Here is a 21,279-nt window from a genome sequence, read left to right as displayed (position 1 = left end):
TGCCAATCGTGAATGAATACACTGTTTCCCGCCGCCATCTCATGACCATGGCCGGCAGCCTTGCCTTGCTGACCGCCTTGGGACCGCTGGCGCGACCGGCATTTGCGCGCGCCGTTCCCGCCAACCTCACGCCGGAGGATGAGACGGATCTCAAGCGGATCCAGGATTACCTCAACGGCATCACGACGATGAAGGCGAAGTTCCAGCAATATTCCGAGAAGGGTGGCATCGCCTTCGGCACCATCTATCTGAAGCGGCCGGGCTTCATCCGCATCGAATACGAACCGCCCTCACCGATGTTGATCGTCTCGGACAGCGTGTCGCTGCATTATTACGATCCCGAACTTGACCAGATCAACCGCGTGCCGGTCTCGGCCTCACCGCTCTGGTTCCTGCTGAAGGACGATATTGAACTGGGCGGCGACGTCACCGTGACGGCGTTCCAGCGGTCGCCGGCCGCGTTCGAAATCAGCATCCGCCAGACAGACGATGCGGATGAAGGCAAGGTGATTCTGGAACTGGGCGACCGGCCGCTGGAACTGCGGCAGTGGATCGTGGTCGATCAGAAGAGCGAGGAAGTGCGCGTCGGCCTGTTCGAGGCACAGTTCGGTGTCGAGCTGGACCAGGACCTGTTCAAGGTCCCGAAGAAGCAGAACTGATCCTTAATCCGAACGACGGTAATCGCAAAAGGCCATCAGCTTGTTGACGATCCGCCCGTCGCTGGAGAGCGGCATGACGACGGAGCCGACCTCGGCCAATCTGGGATTGGGGGCGGCCCAGGGTTCCTGGTCGTAAACCACGACACCGCGCTCAGCGGCGAGGACGTAGGTCTCCATGCCGAAATCCGGCGTCACGGCAAAGACATGCTCTTTGACGTCCTTGCCGGTCGGATCGTAGCCGCGCGCTTCGACCTCATCCGTTCCCACCAGGCGATAGGTGAGGCGCAGCGGATCGTGGGCGACATCGATCAGGATGATCCCGGGCAGCAGGTCGCGGATCTCGTTGGGGTCGATGTCGGCGCGTGACGGCATCGGCCGGCCGCGGCGCTTGCTGTCCCAATATTCGTAAGCCCGTTTTATCCGCGGCGAGCAGATCTCCAGGAAACCAGCCCCGATGATGCGCTGATACTGGCCGCGTTCTCCCAAGTTTCCCTCATCTGCCAAAAACCACAAAAAAGTAGCGGGTATGCTAGGCGATCCTCAGATATGTGTCGATGCCACAAACTGGTGGCTGAGGGCCTTGATCTCGTCCCATTTCCTTTCCTGGACCATCTTCCGGGGCGCCGGCATCGACGATCCGACAGCAGCGACATGCGCCAGGGCCAGATAGTCGGCCGCGTTGTCGGAGGAGACACCGCCGGTCGGGCAGAAATGGTTGTCCGGGAACACATCGCCCCAGGCCTTCAACGTGGCCGGGCCTCCCAGGGTCGAGGCAGGGAAGAACTTAAACGCATCGAGGCCGAGTGCTCGGCCGCGCATCACCTCGCCCGGTGTCGCAGCACCCGGCAGATAGGGCAGGCCAAGATCGAGGGCGCGCTTCACGATATCTTCCGAGAAGCCCGGGCTGACCGCGAAGTCAGCGCCGGCTTCATGGGCGCGCTTCAGATCATCCGATGACAAAACGGTGCCGACACCGACCGAGAGACCCTCTACGGCGCCTTTCAGGCGCTTGACCGCTTCAAGTCCGGCAGCGGTGCGCAGGGTGATCTCCATGCTGCTGAGGCCGCCGGCGCGGAGCGCCTGGGCCAAGGGGAGCGCATCCTCGATCGCATCGATCACGATGACGGGAATGGCGCGTGTCTGACGGATGAGCGCGGCGATGGGAGTCATTGGTCACCTTGTGTGTTGAGCGTGGCGGCGGCACCGAGCAGCGCCAGGGTGTTGTCGAGAATGACGAAGATCGGCATCGCCGCCAAGAGCGAGGACAGACGGCCCTTATTGGCAAAGCGTTCCTCGAACTTGCTGTCGAGCAGGATGGGAAGGAGGCGCGGGACGATGCCGCCGCCGATATAGACGCCGCCGGTCGACCCGAGGATGAGCGCCAGATCGCCGGCGGCCGACCCTAAGATGGCACAGAAGCGGCGCAGCGCATCGCGAGCGATGCGCTCGCCCTGTTCCAGGCCGCGCGCGGTGATCTCGGCGGGTGTCGGTCGCTCGGCGGGCTTGCCGGCTTGCACGCAGAGGAACTCGTAGATGTTGACGAGGCCGTCGCCGGAGAGCAGCCGCTCGCAGGAAACACGGCCGAAGCGCGCCTGCAGATAGCGCAGCAGCTCGACCTCCAGCTCGTCCTGCGGCGCGAAGCCGACATGGCCACCTTCGCCGGCCAGGGCCACCCAGCCGCCATGGCGGTCGCAGATGAGGCCGGAGACGCCAAAGCCGGTGCCGGGACCGAGCACGGCGCAGGCGCCCTTGGTTTCGATGGTGCCGCGGCGCACGGCATGGAGGCCTTCCGGCTTCACATGGGGAACACCCAAGGCGAGGGCCTCGAAATCGTTGACCGTCTCGAATCGCTGCCAGCCGAAAAGGGCTGCGGTCTCGGCGCGCGAGAAATGCCAGGTCGAATTGGTGAACTCAATCTGGTCTTCGCGCGCGGGACAGGCCACGGCAAAGCAGGCTTCGGTCGGTGTGGCTTCCGCCCAGTCGAGATAGGTGGTGATGGCATTGTCGATGTTAGGGTAATCGGCGGCCGACAGCGTCTTCATTTTCTCCAGGCCGTCGACGCCGGGACGACGCAAGGCAAAGCGCGCATTGGTGCCGCCTATATCGGCGACGAGGGCGAGGCTGCGTGCACTCATACGATGCCTTCCCATCCGAAGCTCGCCGCCCCCAGATGCGCCCCGCTAGCCTGGGCGCGGAATGCCGCGAAGAGTTCGCGCCCGCAACCGCTCGCATTGCCGCTGATATCGGGCAGCGCGACGTCACGCGCCGCCAGAGCAGCCGCGTCGACCTTCAAGGTGAGCTGATCGGTTTCGGTGTCGAGGCGGATGATGTCGCCATCCTGGATGCGGGCGATGGGGCCACCGGCCACGGCCTCGGGCGAGAGATGAATGGCGGCCGGCACCTTGCCCGACGCCCCCGACATGCGGCCGTCGGTCACCAGCGCCACCTTGTAGCCGAGGTCGAGCAGTACGCCCAGGGCCGGCGTCAATTGATGCAGTTCCGGCATGCCGTTGGCCCGGGGGCCCTGGCCCTTCACCACGACGATGACGTCACGGTGGAGCTTGCCGTCCTTGAACGCCTTCTGGACCGCCTGCTGGCTGGTGAAGACCATTGCGGGCGCCTCGATCACCCGGTGGGCGGTCTTCACGGCCGAAACCTTGATCACTGATTGGCCGAGATTGCCGCCCAGTACATGGATGCCGCCTTCGGGTGCGAAGGGATCGCTCACCGGGCGCAGCACATCGCGGTCGAGGGATTGTGGCGGCGCATCGCGCCATTTCAGATGGTCGCCTTCGAGATAAGGCTCCTGCGCATAGGTGCCGAGATCATCACCGACCAGGGTCTTTACATCGCGGTGGAGGAGCCCCGCATCCAGCAACTCGCGCACCAGGAAGCCGAAGCCACCTGCGGCCTGGAAGTAGTTCACATCGGCCTGGCCGTTGGGATAGATGCGGCAGAGCAGAGGTGTGACGCCGGAGATCTCGGCGAAGTCGGCCCAGTCGATCTTGACGCCGGCGGCCGCCGCCACGGCAATGAGATGGATCGTGTGGTTGGTCGAGCCGCCGGTTGCCACCAACCCGACGATGGCGTTGACGATGGCCTTCTCGTCGACGATCTCGCCGATCGGGCGATAGTCATTGCCAAGGGCGGTCGCACCCGCGACGCGCTTCGCCGCAGCGGCGGTGAGGGCCGCGCGCAAGGGTGTCCCTGGATTGACGAAGGCGGCACCCGGCATGTGCAGACCCATCACTTCCATCAGCATCTGGTTGCTGTTGGCGGTCCCGTAGAAGGTGCAGGTGCCGGCAGCGTGGTAGGACGCGGCCTCGGCTTCCAGCAACTCCTTGCGGCCGACTTTGCCTTCGGCATAGAGCTGGCGGATGCGGGATTTCTCGGCATTGGGGAGGCCCGAGGGCATCGGCCCCGCCGGCACGAAGACGGTCGGCAGATGACCGAAGCTCAAGGCACCGATGAGGAGACCCGGCACGATCTTGTCGCAGACACCCAGCATCAAGGCGGCGTCGAACATGTCGTGGGAGAGCGAGACGGCAGTCGCCATGGCGATGACGTCGCGGCTGAACAGTGACAATTCCATGCCGGTCTGGCCTTGGGTGACGCCATCGCACATGGCGGGCACACCGCCGGCAAATTGTGCCGTCGCATGACCGGCCACCGCGTCGCGGATCGTTTCCGGATAATCCTTGAACGGCTGGTGGGCCGAGAGCATGTCGTTATAGGCAGAGACGATGCCGAGATTGGGCACCGCGGTGCCGGCGAGTGCCGCTTTCTCGTCCGCTGAACAGGCGGCAAAGCCATGGGCGAGGTTGCCGCAGGAGAGATGCCCGCGCTTGACACCTTTGCCCTTGGTGTCGCCGATGCGGGCAAGATATCTCGCCCGGCTATCCTGGCTGCGGGCGCGGATGCGCTCGGTAACGGCTTGGATGGTGGGGTGCATGATGGTCCTCATTCGCTCAGGAGGATGTCGACCGGGGTCCGTGTCTGCCGGAGCAGGGCCGCGATCGGCAGGCTGTCGTCATTGATATTGGCGATGGCGCGCTGGAGCACAATCCGTTTTTCCGCACCCGTTACCGCCAGCAGAATGCGCGGCGTGTCGAGCAATGTGGCCAGGGTGAGGCCGATGCGGGGATGGCCCTTGGCGGGCTCCGCCAAGACCATGACGGCAGCATCGGTATTGAGATCGAGGGCCGGCGCGGTTTCGGCGTGGCCGGGAAAGAGCGAGGCAAAATGCCCGTCTTCGCCCATGCCGAGAAAGACGCTGGCGAAGGGCCGCGGGATTGTCCGGAGCGACGCGGCGATTTCCGCAATAGCATCGCCAGGTGTCGGCAGGGGGCGATAGAGGCCCAGCAGATTGACTGCCTTGGCTTCGCCCTGCTGCAGATGGTGGTGGATGAGCCCTTCATTGCTGTCGGCGTGAAAGCGCGGGACCCAGCGTTCGTCGCAGGGCAGGACCGTGACCTTGTCCCAGGCAAGGGGCATCCGGGCCAGGGCATCAAACACGGCGACCGGTGTCGTGCCGCCGGGGACGATCAGGCCGGCAGCACCATTCTTCTCAATCGCTGCGGCGAGATCGTCGGCGATACGCGCAGCCACCGCCGCAGCGAGCGCTGCGCGGCTGTCATATCGGGTCTCCGTGAAGGACACTAAATGTCGTCCTCATGCCAGGTGCGGCCGTCGCGCTCGATGAGCGAGATCGCCGCCGTGGGTCCCCAGGAGCCGGCCGCATAGGGCTTTGCCGCGAGCGCGGTATCGGCCCAGCCCTGCAGGATGCCGTCGGTCCAGCGCCAGGCTGCTTCCAGTTCATCGAGGCGCATGAAGAGGGCCGGGCGGCCGCGGATGACATCGAGCAACAGGCGCTCATAGGCGTCGGGCGAACGGCCGCCGAAGGTCTCGGCGAAAGAGAGGTCGAGGGCGGTCTGGTGCAGCTTCAACTCGCCGGGTCCCCTGCCCTTGTTGAGCATGACGAGGCGGATGCCCTCGTCGGGCTGCAGGCGCATCACCAGCTTGTTGGGATGGATCGTGCCGGCGGAAGCGGGATAGGGCGAGTGCGGCGGCGTTTTGAACTGAACGACGATTTCCGAAGAACGCGCCGGCAGGCGCTTGCCGGTGCGGACATAAAACGGTACGCCGGCCCAGCGCCAATTGTCGATGCCGATCTTGATGGCGACGAAGGTTTCGGTGTTGCTGACGGGATCGGCGTCTGATTCCTCAAGATAGCCGGGCACCGTCTTGCCGTCGATCGACCCGGCGCGATACTGGCCGCGCACGGTCGCCATGGCCACGTCGGCGGCATGGATCGGCTGCAGGGCACGCAGCACTTTCAGCTTTTCGTCGCGGATCATGTCGGCATCAAGGGTGCTGGGCGGTTCCATGGCCGTGAGGCAGACCAGCTGCAGCAGATGGTTCTGGATCATGTCGCGCAGCGCGCCGGATTCATTGTAGTACTTCCAGCGCCCGCCGACACCGACCGTCTCGGCCACCGAGATCTGCACCTGTTCGATATGGGTGCGGTTCCACAGCGGCTCGAACAGCGCATTGGCGAAGCGCAGCACCATCAGGTTCTGCACCGTCTCCTTACCGAGATAATGATCGATCCGGTAGGTCTGCGGCTCGGCAAAGGCCCTGGCGACGGCGGCGTTGATTTCATGGGCCGAGGCGAGATCGTGGCCGAGCGGCTTTTCCAGCACCAGGCGGGATTCCCGGGTCACCAGGTTAAGGGCCTTCAGATTGGCGGCGATGGGGCCGAAGATGTCGGGCGCCGTCGCCAGGTAAAAGGCGCGGATGACCTCCTCGCGGCCCTTCAGCAGCAGTGCCAGGCTGTCATAGCTCTTCGCGTCCGTGGCATCGAGGCCGAGATAGGTGAGGCGCTGGGCGAAGCGGGCCCACGAGATTTCGTCGAATTGCACGTCGCTGCCATTGGTCGAATAGGTCTGGCAATCGTCATGCATCATCTGGACGAACGCGTCGTTTGCCATGGCGCCGCGGGAGACGGCGATGATGCGGCCGTCATCGGGCAGCCGCCGCTCGCGGTCGAGATGGTAGAGCGCCGGAATGAGCTTGCGGCGGGCGAGGTCGCCGCGGCCGCCGAAAACGATCATGTCGAATGGCTGCGAAATCAGGGTGTTACGCTGCATGTCAGGTCCCTAGGGGAGTGGGTCGACGCGTGGCGCGCCGGGTGGGTCATCCAGGAGGCGCCAGTTTGCCCGGTCGCGCCGCAAGGTGCCAGCCTTCAAACGCACCGCAGGCGTCATTTCTTGAGGTGACCGCCTCCGAATTATTTCAGGAGGGTCCCGAATCTCGAATCAATTAGGGCGATGCCCGCGCGGCGCGGGGCATTCCACGCGAAAAACGAGGGGAAATTCGTCGACCGGATCGAGGGCTGTAACATCGATCAAACATCGGGAACCGGCGGCAACTTTTGGCGCCGCTCCCGGTTCATTCCCGACAAGAGGACGACCGCCGGACGTCCGGTGCCCCAGAACAAAAGCCAGAGCATAGATGGAGTGAGACATGAGCAACTATACCGCCGCCCGCCCGACCCTCGAAGAAGCCGGCGAAGCCGCCAAGACGGCCGCCAACACCATGCGCGACAAATTTGCCCAGGCCAATGACGCGGTCAAGGAAGGTGCCGAACGTGTGCAGGCGGAAGCCGGCGCCGCGGTGAAGAATGTGAGTGCGCGCGTATCGGAACGCCCGCTCGCGGCGCTGGGCGTGACCCTCGCAATTGGAGCGCTCGCGGGCTATCTGCTCGGTCGCCGCTAAAGGCGCGTGAATTCGACGCAGGACCAGACGGGAACCATCTCCGCCTGGTCCTGTTCCTATTTGCAGATTGCAATCGCCGCAGCGGCGCATGGCGCGCGACGAATGTCCAAAATCCACAAGGAGCCAGAACATGAGCGCAGAAGTCCTGCAGGCCAAGACACATATCGAAAACGTCAAGACCGGTATCCAGAACAGCGATCGCAAGGCGGTGGCCGAAGGCGTCGCCAAGGCGCTCGCCGATACTTACGCCCTTTATATCAAGACGCAGGGCTTTCATTGGAATGTGGTCGGGCCGCTCTTCTATGGCCTGCACAAACTGACCCAGGCGCAATATGAAGAGTTGGCGGCCGCCATCGACGTCATTGCCGAGCGCATTCGAGCGCTGGGCCATCCGGCGCCGGCAGGTTTCGGGCAGTTCGCCAAGCTGACACAGATCCAGGATGCCGACGGCACGCAGTCCGGCGAAGTCATGATCAACGCGCTCATTGCCGATCATGAAACCTTGTCGCGGTCATTCCGCGCGGTGATTGAAATGGCGGACGGGGTCGGTGACATGGCAACGGCCGATCTCCTGACCAGCCGATTGCACATCCATGAAAAGGCCGTGTGGATGCTGCGCGCCCTGATGAGTTGAACGGAACCAAATTGCGGAGAGAACGTTCATCCAGAGTGTAAACAATCGAGAAGGAGAGAAACATGAATCAGGATCAGATCGCCGGCAACTGGAAGCAGCTCAAGGGCAAGGTGAAGGAACAGTGGGGCAAGCTCACTGACGACGATATCACCCAGCTCGAAGGCCACCAGGATCAGCTCGTCGGCAAAATCCAGGAGCGCTATGGCGTTGCCAAGGAAGATGCCGAGAAGCAGATCGAGAGCTTCCGTACCGCCAACAAGGACCTGTGGTCGAACTAATCGATCAGCCACCGGTCGGACAACGACATGGCTCGCGGGAAACCGCGGGCCGTGTTTGTTTGGGCCGACCTGACGGCGACCGAGGCGCATGGCGAGGTCTCCGCGCCGTCAGTGTTGATGCCCTGACGAAGATTTTCATCCATACCGGATCCAGATGACCGGAACGTCGCCCAGGTCTTGCTATCGCCACTTGATGAATGTCATGCGGTCGCATGAGGTGAATCATGCCTGGTTATGATGAATGACGATTGAAGAAAGAAAGTCGGCAGACATCAAGGATCGGTTGATCTGCGTCAAGACCTGAGGGCGCCCGGCTGCTGACAATCGATCCTGGCCAGATGATGCAGTGGCCATCGACAAGAAGAGGCACAAAGATGCGCGCGTTCGGAATTATCGGCAATTGCCGGGGCAAGAACAGGCTGGTTCCGCAATTGGTCGAAGCGCTCAGGGCACGGGGTGTCGGCGTCTCTACCTTGAAGCGGGTGGGCGATGAGATTGATCTGGATCGGCCCGGCAAGGAAAGCTACGCCCATCGGCAGGCCGGCGCGGGCGAGGTCATGATCGCGAATGCCTTTCGCTATGCCATCATGTCCGAATACGACCAGCCGACGGAGCCTGATATCGATGCGCTGCTGGCACGGCTGTCGCCGACCGATCTGGTGTTGATCGAAGGATTTCACCTCGCCCCATACCCCAAATGTGAGATCGTGCTGGCGGGTCAGGATCGGCGCCCGAGCTATCCGGACGATCCCTCAATCCTCGCTCTTGTCACCAACGAGCCAGTGGTTTCGCTTTTGCCGTGCTTCGCGCCGGACGCGGTCGACCGGATCGTGACGTTCATCCTGGCCAATGCCTGCGCAACCAGGACCGGCGATCGGGTCGTCTCCGCTTCGAATAGCAAGGTTCCCATGCATGCTGGACGACGTGGAAACTGACCGGTCGTTCGACCGAGGAGGGACAGTCATGGCCCCCCGCGCGCCTCATGATGTCCCCTGGTCGACAATCTTCGAGACGGGTAATGCCGAGCTCGATGCCCAGCATATTCGCCTGCTCGCGGAGAGCAACCGGGTGAAGAAACTGGTCGAAGAGGGTGGTTCATGGGATCAGGTGCGGGCAGGCATTGACGACTTCGTCAAGGATTGCACCGAGCACTTTCACTGCGAAGAACGGGTCCTCCGGCAGGCCGGATTCCCTCGCTGCGACGAACATGTGGCGCAACATCAAAGGATCATTGCCAAGCTGCAGGAACTATCCGCGACCGTGGCAGCGGTCGATGGCAGCGACCCGCAGCACAGGAGGATGATCGGCTCACTCGAGCTGACTTTGGTCGACATCATTGTGCGCCATGATCTCGACTACAAATCCCACTTGCTGAACGAAGCTGGACTATGACGCAACAAGTCCCGTGGCATCGCGCGGGACAACGTAGGGCGTCTATCTGAGATCATCCTCGAGGCAGAAGGCGCGGATACGGGCGATGTCGTCGATCACCGCGCGGCGCCCGCTGACGCGGATGCCAACCGACTTCAGTTGCGCCAGCGCGCGCGACAGATTTTCGGCCGACATGCCGAGCCAGCTTGCCAGGGTGCGGCGATCCATCGGCATCTCGATCTCGGCCCTGCCGCTGGTGCGTCCGTCGGACAGGGTAAGGAGATAGGCCCCGAGGCGCTGCGTGCCCGAGCGCAATTTCTGATCCTTGAGCTGGCGCGACAGCAGGCGCCAGTGCCGGGCCAGCATCAGCGCCACTTCCCTGGCGAAGCCGGCGTCGTGATCCAGGCAGTGACGAATGAGTGACGCCGGGATATAGGCAATGCGGCTGGGCGCGATGACGCGCGCCGACATCATATAGGGCAGGTTGAGCAGCACCGCGGCGATCGTCACCACGTCACCCGCACCGAAAATTTCGATGATCGCTTCCCGGTCGATGGCTGGCGATTGATCGGTTGCTTCCAGCTCCGCCGCATGATCCGGATCGCTGTGCGCCGTCGACGATCCCACCAGAGCCACGCGTCCGGTCAAGATGACGTGCAGGAACTGTGCGGTCTGGCCCTGCTCGAACAGGATCGCCTCCGCCGGCTGCGACTGAATGAAACTCTGTCCCTTCACCTCCGCAAGTGCCGTTGCCGACAGCGCCGCGAACCAGGGCATTTCGGTCAGCGAATCCAGATTGGAAAGGTCCATGGCCCCCGAGTCTTTCAACTTGTCTGCTCTTGTCGGTAGCACCGCCAAGCACACAGCGACAATGCGGTTCAATATAGGCAGCGAATGCCTGGCGTTTCATTGACATTTATCAAGCGGTGGCTTGATGGTGGTCAAGCTATTGAACTAGCTAATGAAAATTGCGTTCCGGCGACCGCTTGATTGATTCATATCAAAGGATGGGCGAGCGCAAAGCCCAATCGTAGCGCCAGACATTCGAGGGAGCGCGCGGTGGCCAACCATACAATCCAGGATCAGGTGCAGAGCCGGGAACTCACGCGGGCTGTGGGCCTCAGTACTTTCAGCTTCACCATCTGTTTTGCTGTCTGGACGATCTTTTCGATCATCGGTGTGCAGATCAAGCAGGACCTCTCGCTTAACGATACCGAATTCGGTTTCCTGGTCGGCCTGCCGATCCTGGTCGGCTCGCTCATTCGCTTGGTGCTGGGCATCTGGACGGAACAGTTCGGCGGGCGGCGCGTGCTGCTGCTGGTGATGGTAGCGGCGGCGGCGGCTACCTGGATGCTGTCCTATGCGACGACCTATGCGGGCTTCCTGGTGGCGGCCCTTGGCGTGGGGATCGCCGGTGGCTCCTTCGCCGTGGGTGTGGCCTATGTCGCCGATTTTGCGCCGGCCAAGCGCAAGGGCACCGTGCTCGGCTTCTTCGGCATGGGCAATGTCGGTTCGGCCGTGACCAAATTCATCGCCCCCTTCGTCATGGTGGCCTTTGGCTGGATGGTCGTGGCGCAGATCTGGGCCAGCGTCCTCCTGGTGACCGCGGTGCTGTTCTATTTTCTCTCGGAAGATGAGCCGAGCCTCCGCGCACGCCGCCAGAGCGGTGCCAAGGGGCAGAGCTTCATGGAGCAGTTGCAGCCGCTCATGTCGCTCCAGGTCTGGCGCTTCTCGCTCTATTACTTCTTCGTGTTCGGCGCCTTCGTGGCGCTGGCCCTGTGGCTGCCGCATTACTACGTCGGCGCCTATGGCCTCGATATCCGCACGGCCGGCATGTTGGGCGCTGCCTATTCCATCCCAGGATCGCTGTTCCGGGTGGTGGGCGGCGTGTTGTCCGACAAGGTCGGTGCACGTCGCGTGATGTACTGGACCTTCATCGTCAGCGTCATCTGCACCTTCATCCTCAGCTATCCGGCGACCGACTATGTCGTGCATGGCATCGAAGGTGACATCAGCTTCAGCCTGGTGATCGACATCGTGCCCTTCACCATCCTGACCTTTGTGCTCGGCTTCTTCATGGCGATCGGAAAGGCCGCCGTCTACAAGCACATCCCGGTCTATTACCCGAACCATGTCGGCTCGGTCGGCACATTAATCGATATCGATGGAGTGAATGATGCCAGCCGACGCTAGCGAAACGAAATCTGCCCTCGACAGCCGCACCTGGCTCTCGCGCTGGATGCCGGAGGATGCCGGTTTCTGGGAAAACGAGGGCAAGCGTCGCGCCTGGCTCTCGCTCTGGGTGACGACCGCCAACCTCATCATGGCCTTCGCCATCTGGTTCCTGGTGAGTGCGCTTGTCGTGCGGCTGCCAGGCATCGGCTTTCAACTGACCACCGATGAACTGTTCTGGCTGACGGCGATGCCGGGTCTCGCCGGCGGCTCGTTCCGCCTCATCCACAACCTGCTGACGCCGCTTTACGGCACGCGCCATGTCGTGACGATTTCCAGCCTGACATTGCTGCTGCCGGCGATCGGCTGGGTGATCATCATCCAGGACCCGACCACGCCCTACTGGGTGCTGATGACCTTTGCGTTCCTCGCGGGGTTGGGCGGCGGCAATTTCTCCAGCTTCATGCCCTCGACCAGCCTGTTCTTCCCGAAGCGCCTGCAGGGGACGGCCCTGGCCATCCAGGCCGGCATCGGCAATCTCGGCGTCAGCGTCGTGCAATTCGTGACGCCGTGGATCATCGGTCTTGCCTTCTTCGGCACGTTGGCCGGCGACCCGCAGCTCTTTACCAAGGGCGAGGCCACCAAGGATGTGTGGCTGCAGAACGCCGCGCTCATCTACGTGCCCTTCATCTTCGTCTTTGCCGTCATTGCCTGGTTCACCCTGCGCTCGGTGCCGGTGCGGGCGAGCTTCAAGGAACAGTTCGACATCAACAAGAACAAGCATACCTGGTTGATGACGAGCCTCTATCTGATGACCTTCGGCTCTTTTGCCGGCTTCTCGGCCACCTTCCCGCTGCTCATCAAGCAGCTCTATGGCGGCTTCGAGGGCGCACCCGATCCGCTCACCTATGCTTTCTATGGCCCGCTGGTGGGGTCGATCATGCGGACAGTCGCTGGACCGCTCGCCGACAAATATGGCGGCGCGCGGGTCACCAGCGTCTCGGCCATCGGTCTCATCGCCAGCACGATCGCGGTGACCTTCTTCGTGACCCCGGAGAGCCTCGCGGAATTCCCCTATTTCGTCGGCTTCATGCTCGCGATCTTCTTCTTCGCCGGCATCGGCAACGCGTCGACCTTCAAGCAGATGCCGATGATCTTCCCGCCGCGCCAGGCGGGCGGCGTCATCGGCTTCACCGGTGCCATCGCTGCCTATGGACCCTTCGCGGTCAGCATCATGATCGGGCAGTCGATTTCCTGGACCGGCGGCGTCACGGCCTTCTTCGTGACGGCGGCCGTGTTCTACCTCGTCAATTTCGGCATCAACTGGTGGTACTACGCGCGGCCCAATGCCGAAGCGAAGTGCTGACTAAAGCGGAGAAACAGCCATGAGCCATTTTCTGGACCGACTGATGTATTTCAAGCAGCGGCAGGAGAATTTCTCCGACGGCCACGGTCTGGTCACGACCGAGGATCGCCAGTGGGAAGATGCCTATCGCCAGCGCTGGGCCCATGACCGCATCGTGCGCTCGACCCACGGTGTCAACTGCACCGGGTCGTGCAGCTGGAAGGTCTACGTCAAGGGCGGTATCGTCACCTGGGAGACGCAGCAGACCGACTATCCGCGCACGCGCCCGGACCTGCCCAACCACGAACCGCGCGGCTGCTCGCGCGGCGCCAGCTATTCCTGGTATCTCTACAGCGCCAACCGCCTGAAATATCCGATGGTGCGCGGTCGCCTCGTTCGCCTGTGGCGCGCGGCCAAGGAAACGCACAAGGACCCGGTGGCGGCCTGGGCCTCGATCGTCAACGATCCGGTGGCCTCGAAATCCTATAAGGAGATCCGCGGTCGCGGCGGCTTCGTCCGCGTCACCTGGGAGGAAGCCAACGAGATCATCGCGGCTGCCAACGTCCACACGGCCAAGGTCTGGGGTCCGGACCGCGTCGTCGGCTTCTCGCCGATCCCGGCCATGTCGATGGTGTCCTATGCCGCCGGCACGCGCTACTTAAGCCTCATCGGCGGCGTGGCCTTGAGCTTCTACGATTGGTATTGCGATCTGCCGCCCTCCAGCCCGCAGACCTGGGGCGAGCAGACCGACGTGCCGGAATCGGCGGATTGGTACAATTCCGGCTTCATCATGTTGTGGGGCTCCAACGTGCCGCAGACGCGGACACCGGACGCCCATTTCTTCACCGAGGTGCGCTACAAGGGCACCAAGGCCGTCGTCGTCTCGCCCGATTTCAGCGAAGCGTCTAAATTCGCCGATCTGTGGCTGCACCCAAAGCAGGGCACCGACGCGGCCCTCGCCATGGCCATGGGCCATGTCATCCTCAAGGAATGGCATGTGCCGGGCAAGAGCGACTATTTCGACAATTACTGCCGCAAGTACAGCGACATGCCGATGCTGGTGCGCCTGGTGTCGCGCGATGGCCGCCTGGTGCCGGACCGTTTCCTGCGCGCCTCGGACTTTGCCGACAAGCTGGGCGAGGCTAACAACCCGGAATGGAAGACGCTGCTCATCGACGAGAAGAGCGGCCGCATCGTGGCGCCCAATGGCTCGATCGGCTTCCGCTGGGGCCAGCAGGGAAAATGGAATCTCGAGGAGAAGGACGGGTTGAACGGCGCCGAGATCCATCCGCGCCTCAGCCTCATCGAGGAGCGCGATGCGGTGGCGTCGGTCGCCTTCCCCTATTTCGGCGGGGCGCGTCACGAGCATTTTCAGCATACCGAGCATGACGACATCCTGATGCGCCATGTGCCGGTCCGGAAGATCCAGACCGCGGAGGGCGAGGTGACGGTCGCCACCGTTTACGACCTGCTGCTCGCCAATTACGGCATCGATCGGGGCCTTGGCGGCGGCAATGTCGCCACCAGCTTCGATGACGACCAGCCCTACAGCCCGGCCTGGCAGGAAAGGATCACCGGGGTGCCGCGTGCCCATGTCATCGTGACGGCACGCGAATTCGCCGAGAACGCCCACAAGACCAAGGGCCGTTCGATGGTGATTCTGGGGGCGGGTGTCAACCACTGGTACCATTGCGACATGATCTATCGGGGGATCATCAATCTTCTGGTGATGTGCGGTTGCGTGGGTCAGCCGGGTGGCGGCTGGTCGCATTATGTCGGCCAGGAGAAACTGCGCCCGCAGACCGGCTGGACGCCGCTCGCCTTCGCCCTCGACTGGCATCGCCCGTCGCGGCAGATGAACTCGACCTCGTTCTTCTATGCCCATACCGATCAATGGCGCTACGAGAAGCTGAAGGTCGAGACCATCCTCTCGCCGCTGGCGGATCCGGACATGGCCAAGAGCGCCCTGGCCGGCAGCCTCATCGATTACAACGTCCGTGCCGAACGCATGGGCTGGTTGCCCTCGGCACCGCAGCTGATGAGCAATCCGTTGCAGGTGACCCGCGATGCGGCCGCCGCCGGCAAGGAGCCGATCCCCTACACGGTCGAGCAGTTGAAGGCCGGCAAGGTGGAACTCGCCTGCACCAACCCGGACGATCCGCGCGCCTATCCGCGCAACATGTTCGTCTGGCGCTCGAACCTGCTCGGGTCCAGCGGCAAGGGGCATGAATACTTCCTCAAGCACCTGCTCGGCGCCAGCCATGGCGTGCAGGGCAAGGATCTGGGGCAGATGGGCGAGCAGAAGCCGGTCGAGGTTCCCTGGCAGGACAAGGCGCCGGAAGGCAAGCTCGATCTCCTGGTGACGATCGATTTCCGCATGTCGACCACGGCTGTCTATTCCGACATCGTGTTGCCGACCGCTACTTGGTACGAAAAGAACGATCTCAACACCTCCGACATGCATCCCTTCATCCACCCGCTCTCGGCGGCGGTCGATCCCGCCTGGCAGTCGCGCACCGACTGGCACATCTTCAAGGGGATCGCGGCAAAGTTCTCGGAGCTGGTGGTGGGGCATCTCGGCGTCGAGAAGGACCTGGTGACGACGCCCATCATGCATGACACGCCGGGCGAACTAGCCCAGCCCTTCACACCGAAGGATTGGACCAAGGGCGAATGCGATCCGGTCCCGGGCAAGACCATGCCGGGGATGACCGTGGTCGAACGCGACTATCCCAACACCTACCGCAAGTTCACGGCGATCGGCCCGCTGCTGACCAAGATCGGCAATGGCGGCAAGGGCATCGCCTGGAACACCAGCCACGAGGTCGAGTTCCTGAAACAGCTCAACGGCGCGGTGCTGGAGGAGGGGATCACCAAGGGGATGCCGCGGCTCAGCAGCGACATCGATGCCACCGAGATGATCCTGACGCTCGCCCCGGAAACCAATGGCGAGGTCTCGGTCAAGGCCTGGGCGGCCTTGAGCAAGATCACTGGGCTCGATCACACCCATCTCGCCTTGCCGCGCCAGGATGACAAGCTGCGTTTCCGCGACCTGCAGGCGCAGCCCCGGAAGATCATCTCGTCGCCGACCTGGAGCGGCATCGAATCCGAGCATGTCACCTACAATGCCGGCTACACCAACGTGCATGAGCTCATTCCCTGGCGCACGCTGACCGGTCGCCAGCAGCTCTACCAGGATCATGCCTGGATGCTGGCTTTCGGCGAGGGCTTCGCGCTCTACAAGCCGCCGGTGGATACCAAGACTATTCACCCGATGCTGGGCAAGCACTCCAACGGCAACAAGGAGATCGCCCTCAACTTCATCACACCGCACCAGAAATGGGGCATCCATTCGACCTATACCGACAATCTCATCATGCTGACCTTGTCGCGCGGTGGACCGATCGTGTGGTTGAGCGAGATCGACGCCGCCAAGGTCGGCATCGAGGACAATGACTGGATCGAGGCGTTCAACGTCAACGGCGCCCTGGTCGCCCGCGCCGTGGTCAGCCAGCGCGTGCCGGAAGGCATGGTGCTGATGTACCACGCCCAGGAAAAGATCGTGAATGTACCGGGCTCCGAGATCACCGGTGCCCGCGGCGGCATCCATAATTCCGTCACCCGCACCTGTCCGAAGCCCACGCATATGATCGGCGGCTACGCCCAGCAGAGCTGGGGCTTCAACTACTACGGCACCATCGGCACGAACCGGGACGAGTTCGTCATTGTCCGCAAGATGGACAAGGTCGACTGGCTGGATCAACCGGCGGATCCCGCCAAGGCCGCGGAATAGGAAGGGCGAAAGTCATGAAAATACGTGCTCAGATCGCCATGGTGCTGAACCTCGACAAGTGCATCGGTTGCCATACCTGCTCGGTGACCTGCAAGAACGTCTGGACCAGCCGCGAAGGCGTCGAATATGCCTGGTTCAACAATGTCGAGACCAAGCCCGGCATCGGCTATCCCAAGCAATGGGAGAACCAGGACAAGTGGCAGGGCGGCTGGCGCCGCAAGGCCAATGGCCGCATCGAGCCGCGCATCGGCGGCAAGTGGCGGCTGCTGGCGCAGATCTTCGCCAACCCCAACCTGCCGCAGATCGACGATTACTACGAACCCTTCACCTTCGACTACGAGCATCTCCACAACGCACCCGAGATGCAGGCAGCGCCCACCGCGCGGCCGCGCTCGCTCATCACCGGCGAGCGCATGGAGAAGATCGAATGGGGTCCCAATTGGGAGGAGATCCTCGGCACCGAGTTCCGCAAGCGCAGCCTCGACAAGAATTTCGACAATGTGCAGAAGGAAATCTACGGCCAGTTCGAGAACACCTTCATGTTCTATCTGCCGCGCCTTTGTGAACATTGCCTCAACCCGGCCTGCGTCGCCGCCTGTCCCTCAGGCTCGATCTACAAGCGCGAGGAGGACGGTATCGTCCTGGTCGACCAGGACAAGTGCCGCGGCTGGCGCATGTGCGTCTCCGCTTGTCCCTACAAGAAGATTTACTACAACTGGCAGAGCGGCAAGGCCGAGAAATGCACCTTCTGCTATCCGCGCATCGAGGTCGGTGAGCCGACCGTGTGTTCAGAAACCTGCGTCGGCCGCATCCGCTATCTGGGCGTCCTCCTCTATGATGCCGACCGCATCGAGGAAGCGGCCAGTGTTGCGCTGGAGACGGACCTCTATCAGGCCCAGCTCGACATCTTCCTCAACCCCAACGACCCGGCGGTGCTGGAACAGGCGCGCAAGGACGGCATCCCCGAGGCCTGGCTTGAGGCCGCGCAGAAATCGCCGACCTCAAGATGGCGATCGAGTGGAAGATCGCCTTCCCGCTGCACCCCGAATACCGCACCCTGCCGATGGTCTGGTACGTGCCGCCCTTGTCGCCGATCCAGGGTGCCGCCGAAAGCGGCAAGATCGGCTGGGACGGCGATCTCCCGGACCTCTCCAAGCTGCGCATCCCGATGAAGTATCTCGCCAACTTGCTTACCGCCGGCGATGAGCAGCCGGTCGAGCAGGCGCTGCAGCGGATGATGGCGATGCGCGCCTTCATGCGCGGCCGCCATGTCGACGGCGTCGAGAACACGGCGCTGCTCAGCCGTGTCGGCCTCACCCAGGCCGAGGTCGATGACATGTACCGCTATCTCGCCATCGCCAACTATGAGGATCGCTTCGTGATCCCCAGCACGCACCGCGAGTATGCCGAGAACACCTTCGATATGAAAGGCGGCTGCGGTTTCACCTTCGGCAATGGCTGTTCCGATGGCGCCTCGACCGCCAGCCTGTTCGGCCAGAAGCCGAAGTCAAAAAGCGCAAAGGAGGCCGTGTGATGGCACAGCAACAGACACTGACCTTCAAGGCCCTGGGCTGGCTGCTGACCTATCCGGATGCGGCCGTGGTCGGGGCTGTGCCGGACATTCTGGCCGCCATGCGGCAGGAAGCCTTGTTGCCACGTGCCCAGCTTGATGAGCTGGCGCGCTTTGCCGGCACGCTGGCGGCGCGCGACCTTATCGAGGCGCAGGAGAGCTATGTCGGTGTGTTCGACAAGTCGCGCCAGGTCTCGCTCCATCTCTTCGAGCATGTCCATGGCGAATCCCGCGACCGCGGCATGGCCATGGTCAATCTGCGTGAGGTCTATGGCGCCGCCGGCCTGTTCGCCGACGAAACCGAGCTGCCCGATTTCCTCCCCATGTATCTCGAATATCTGGCCCTGCTGCCGCTTGCGGAAGCAAAGGCCGGGTTGAAGGATGTGGCGCCGATCCTGCAAGGTATCCACAAGGGCCTGCTGACGCGGGAAAGCCCCTATGCGATCCCGCTCGGCAATCTCCTCCATCTCGCCGGGGTGAAGCCATTGCTTGACGTGGCGGAGGTCGAGCGCGACGACACGCCGGAAGCGATCGACCGCGCCTGGGAAGAACAGGCCGTGGCGTTCGGTCCGGACAACGACCCGCAGAAGAGCAGCGATTGCGGCCGTGCGAGCGCGATGCTGGCCCGCATGAATGCGCAAGGCGCGCAATCCCCCATGACGGAGGCGCAGAAATGAACGAGTTCTTCACTCCAGCTTGCCTTCGGCATCTATCCATATGTTGCCGTCAGCGTCTTCCTGGTCGGCAGCCTCATCCGCTTCGACCGCGAGCAATATTCCTGGCGCTCTGGCCCAGCCAGATGCTGCGCACGAAGCAATTGCGTTGGGGATCCAATCTGTTCCATGTCGACATCCTGCTGTTGATGATGGGCCATGTGGTGGGGCTGCTGACGCCGCACCAATTCTATACCCTGTTCGTCACCGTCGAGCAGAAGCAGCTCCTCGCCATGATCGCCGGCGGCGTGTTCGGCACGGTCTGCTTCATCGGCCTCACATTGCTCATCCATCGCCGGCTGACCGATCCGCGCATCCGCGCCACCAGTTCGCATATGGACATCTGCATCGTGCTGCTGCTCTGGGCGCAACTCGTGCTGGGGCTGATCTCGATCTATTCGTCGAGCCATCATCTCGACGGCAGCGTCATGGTCGTGCTGGCGGAATATTGCCAGCATCTGGTGACCCTGCGCGGGATCGATGCGGCGGCGATCGGCCAATTGTCCTGGGTCTACCAGGCCCACCTCATCCTCGGTTTCACCCTGTTCCTGGTGTTCCCGTTCAGCCGCCTGGTCCATATCTGGAGCGCGCCGGTCTTTTATGTGCTGCGGCCCTATCAGGTCGTGCGCCGCCGCGCCGGAAAGAGGGTGTCGTGATGAGCTGCGCCAGTCATAGCAACAAGAAAGCCGAGCCGGTCCTGGAGATCGTGCCCGTCCGCGTGGACGGGGTCGAGATCACGGAATTCGACATCGCGCGCGAGATGCAGCATCACCCGGCTGGCTCCCTCGCCGACGCGCGCGAAGCGGCGACACGTGCGCTCGTCGTGCGGGAACTCCTGCTGCAGGAGGCGAACCGCCAGGGCCTGGCCGAAGAAGCATCAGCCGATGACGATCTCGGTGACGATCCACGGATCGCTGCCCTGATCGAGCGGGAAATCCGCTGTCCCGAGCCAGATGACGAAAGTTGCCGCCGCTACTTCGACAACAACCGCGCCCAGTTCGGCTCGCCTGCCCTGTTCGAAGCGCGGCATATCCTGCTGGCATCGCCCCGGACGAGGCCGAGGAACGGACGGCCGGCAAGGCGCTCGCGGCCGAGATCATCGCCAGCTTACAGGCCGATCCGGACAGATTTGCCGAACTGGCGGCCCGCCACTCCGCCTGTCCGTCCGGCAAACAGGATGGCCGTCTCGGGCTGCTCGCGCGCGGTGACACCGTGCCGGAATTCGAGACCTACCTCTTCAGCCTCAATGCCGGCGAACTCTGTCCGCTGTCGGTCGAGACTCGCTACGGCGTCCATGTGATCCAGTTGGACCGGAAAGTGGATGCAGTGCCGGCCGAGTTCGAGGTCAGCCGCGACACCATCGCCCGCTACCTGCGCACCCAATCGCTCCACACCGCGACGCGGCAATACATCATGCTGCTGGCGGGGCAGGCGAGGATCGAGGGGATCGAGATCGAGGCGGCCCATTCACCCCTGGTGCAATGACGTGAACCCGGTGGCGGCGTGGGCCGAGGCGAATCCATAAAAGCATTCTATTTCAGATGCTTGAATGGTGGGTGCGACAGGGATTGAACCTGTGACCCCTACCGTGTGAAGGTAGTGCTCTCCCGCTGAGCTACGCACCCGCCCTGAAGATGCGGCCGAACGAGAAAAGGCGGCCGCTGGCGTCAAGGGGCGTTGTTTAGCCTCAGCCCCCCGACCTGTCAATTGGATCGTGCCGGGTGGACCTTGGCCCCATGGATCGTATCGGCGTCGCAAGGGTTACAGTCACTCTGCCGTGATCCGGCCAAGGCGGCCTTGACAGGTGGCCGCCAGGAGCCGAGTTCATAAGTCCTGCTCCCCTGAATCGTCGAGGCCAATCAATGCGTTATTTTTCGAGATCGCCGGCGCCCAAAACGCTGCTGCTGGCGGCGACGGTTTTCGCTGTCGCCCTGCTTGGCGTGGGTGAGCGCGCGTTCCGCGTTCCC

18 protein-coding genes, 1 tRNA gene and 2 pseudogenes are annotated in these 21,279 nt (G+C 62.9%); 13 read left to right on the top strand and 8 right to left on the bottom strand.

Features of this window, described 5'->3' with window-relative positions:
• The first annotated feature begins 8 nt into the window (after positions 1-8).
• On the top strand, positions 9-659 hold the full coding sequence (locus IPK59_09020; protein MBK8158880.1) for an outer membrane lipoprotein carrier protein LolA: 651 nt from the start codon (positions 9-11) through the stop codon (positions 657-659).
• A gap of 3 nt (positions 660-662) precedes the next feature.
• Here the strand turns inward: IPK59_09020 and IPK59_09015 are convergent, their stop codons facing one another.
• From IPK59_09015 to zwf, 6 genes are read right to left on the bottom strand one after another with little or no spacing between them, the layout of a single operon-like run.
• A complete protein-coding gene (locus tag IPK59_09015) occupies positions 663-1,145 on the bottom strand; it encodes a PAS domain-containing protein (protein ID MBK8158879.1) in 483 nt (160 codons plus the stop codon).
• Between the two features lie 54 nt (positions 1,146-1,199).
• Positions 1,200-1,829, bottom strand: a complete 630-nt coding sequence (gene eda / locus IPK59_09010; protein ID MBK8158878.1) for a bifunctional 4-hydroxy-2-oxoglutarate aldolase/2-dehydro-3-deoxy-phosphogluconate aldolase — start codon at positions 1,827-1,829, stop codon at positions 1,200-1,202.
• Entirely contained in the window at positions 1,826-2,794 is a 969-nt protein-coding gene (gene glk, locus IPK59_09005; protein ID MBK8158877.1) for a glucokinase, read from the bottom strand. Before glk ends, eda begins: the two co-directional genes overlap by 4 nt.
• Positions 2,791-4,611, bottom strand: coding sequence for a phosphogluconate dehydratase (locus IPK59_09000; protein MBK8158876.1), 1,821 nt, complete (start codon positions 4,609-4,611; stop codon positions 2,791-2,793). Before IPK59_09000 ends, glk begins: the two co-directional genes overlap by 4 nt.
• 8 nt (positions 4,612-4,619) lie before the next feature.
• On the bottom strand, positions 4,620-5,318 hold the full coding sequence (pgl, locus tag IPK59_08995; protein ID MBK8158875.1) for a 6-phosphogluconolactonase: 699 nt from the start codon (positions 5,316-5,318) through the stop codon (positions 4,620-4,622).
• Positions 5,318-6,808 (bottom strand): glucose-6-phosphate dehydrogenase, encoded by a 1,491-nt coding sequence (zwf, locus tag IPK59_08990; GenBank protein ID MBK8158874.1) that lies wholly within the window; start codon positions 6,806-6,808, stop codon positions 5,318-5,320. The genes pgl and zwf overlap by 1 nt, the downstream gene beginning before the upstream one ends.
• A gap of 376 nt (positions 6,809-7,184) precedes the next feature.
• On the opposite strand from zwf, the gene IPK59_08985 reads away from it, so the two are divergent.
• From IPK59_08985 to IPK59_08965, 5 genes are all read left to right on the top strand, one after another.
• Positions 7,185-7,436, top strand: coding sequence for a DUF883 family protein (locus tag IPK59_08985; GenBank protein MBK8158873.1), 252 nt, complete (start codon positions 7,185-7,187; stop codon positions 7,434-7,436).
• 130 nt (positions 7,437-7,566) lie between these two features.
• Positions 7,567-8,070, top strand: a complete 504-nt coding sequence (locus IPK59_08980; GenBank protein ID MBK8158872.1) for a DNA starvation/stationary phase protection protein — start codon at positions 7,567-7,569, stop codon at positions 8,068-8,070.
• A gap of 62 nt (positions 8,071-8,132) precedes the next feature.
• A complete protein-coding gene (locus tag IPK59_08975) occupies positions 8,133-8,348 on the top strand; it encodes a CsbD family protein (protein ID MBK8158871.1) in 216 nt (71 codons plus the stop codon).
• Between the two features lie 374 nt (positions 8,349-8,722).
• Positions 8,723-9,283 (top strand): molybdopterin-guanine dinucleotide biosynthesis protein B, encoded by a 561-nt coding sequence (gene mobB, locus IPK59_08970; protein MBK8158870.1) that lies wholly within the window; start codon positions 8,723-8,725, stop codon positions 9,281-9,283.
• A 28-nt stretch (positions 9,284-9,311) separates the two neighbouring features.
• Positions 9,312-9,740: a hemerythrin family protein gene (locus IPK59_08965; protein MBK8158869.1), complete on the top strand. Its 429-nt coding sequence runs from the start codon at positions 9,312-9,314 to the stop codon at positions 9,738-9,740.
• A gap of 42 nt (positions 9,741-9,782) precedes the next feature.
• Here IPK59_08965 and IPK59_08960 read toward each other — a convergent pair whose 3' ends face one another.
• Entirely contained in the window at positions 9,783-10,529 is a 747-nt protein-coding gene (locus tag IPK59_08960; protein ID MBK8158868.1) for a helix-turn-helix domain-containing protein, read from the bottom strand.
• Positions 10,530-10,793: 264 nt separating this feature from the next.
• Here IPK59_08960 and IPK59_08955 point away from each other — a divergent pair, with 264 nt between their 5' ends.
• From IPK59_08955 to IPK59_08925, 7 genes and pseudogenes are all read left to right on the top strand, one after another.
• On the top strand, positions 10,794-11,912 hold the full coding sequence (locus tag IPK59_08955; GenBank protein ID MBK8158867.1) for a NarK/NasA family nitrate transporter: 1,119 nt from the start codon (positions 10,794-10,796) through the stop codon (positions 11,910-11,912).
• Positions 11,896-13,257 carry a NarK/NasA family nitrate transporter gene (locus IPK59_08950; protein MBK8158866.1) on the top strand — a complete coding sequence of 454 codons (1,362 nt, stop codon included), beginning with the start codon at positions 11,896-11,898 and terminating at the stop codon, positions 13,255-13,257. The genes IPK59_08955 and IPK59_08950 overlap by 17 nt, the downstream gene beginning before the upstream one ends.
• A 19-nt stretch (positions 13,258-13,276) precedes the next feature.
• Positions 13,277-17,029 carry a nitrate reductase subunit alpha gene (locus IPK59_08945; GenBank protein ID MBK8158865.1) on the top strand — a complete coding sequence of 1,251 codons (3,753 nt, stop codon included), beginning with the start codon at positions 13,277-13,279 and terminating at the stop codon, positions 17,027-17,029.
• Between the two features lie 14 nt (positions 17,030-17,043).
• Positions 17,044-18,563, top strand: a pseudogene (narH, locus tag IPK59_08940) (nitrate reductase subunit beta).
• Positions 18,563-19,276 (top strand): nitrate reductase molybdenum cofactor assembly chaperone, encoded by a 714-nt coding sequence (gene narJ / locus IPK59_08935; GenBank protein ID MBK8158864.1) that lies wholly within the window; start codon positions 18,563-18,565, stop codon positions 19,274-19,276. Before narH ends, narJ begins: the two are co-directional and overlap by 1 nt.
• Positions 19,277-19,306: 30 nt before the next feature.
• Positions 19,307-19,968: pseudogene (narI, locus tag IPK59_08930) on the top strand (respiratory nitrate reductase subunit gamma).
• A 307-nt stretch (positions 19,969-20,275) separates the two neighbouring features.
• A complete protein-coding gene (locus IPK59_08925; protein ID MBK8158863.1) occupies positions 20,276-20,797 on the top strand; it encodes a peptidyl-prolyl cis-trans isomerase in 522 nt (173 codons plus the stop codon).
• 65 nt (positions 20,798-20,862) lie between these two features.
• Here IPK59_08925 and IPK59_08920 read toward each other — a convergent pair.
• A tRNA-Val gene (locus tag IPK59_08920) sits at positions 20,863-20,937 on the bottom strand.
• Between the last annotated feature and the right edge of the window lie 342 nt (positions 20,938-21,279).

This window comes from Rhodospirillaceae bacterium (assembly GCA_016712715.1).
Classification (GTDB): Bacteria; Pseudomonadota; Alphaproteobacteria; order Dongiales; family Dongiaceae; genus Dongia.
This window is presented reverse-complemented; position numbering and strand designations above follow the sequence as displayed.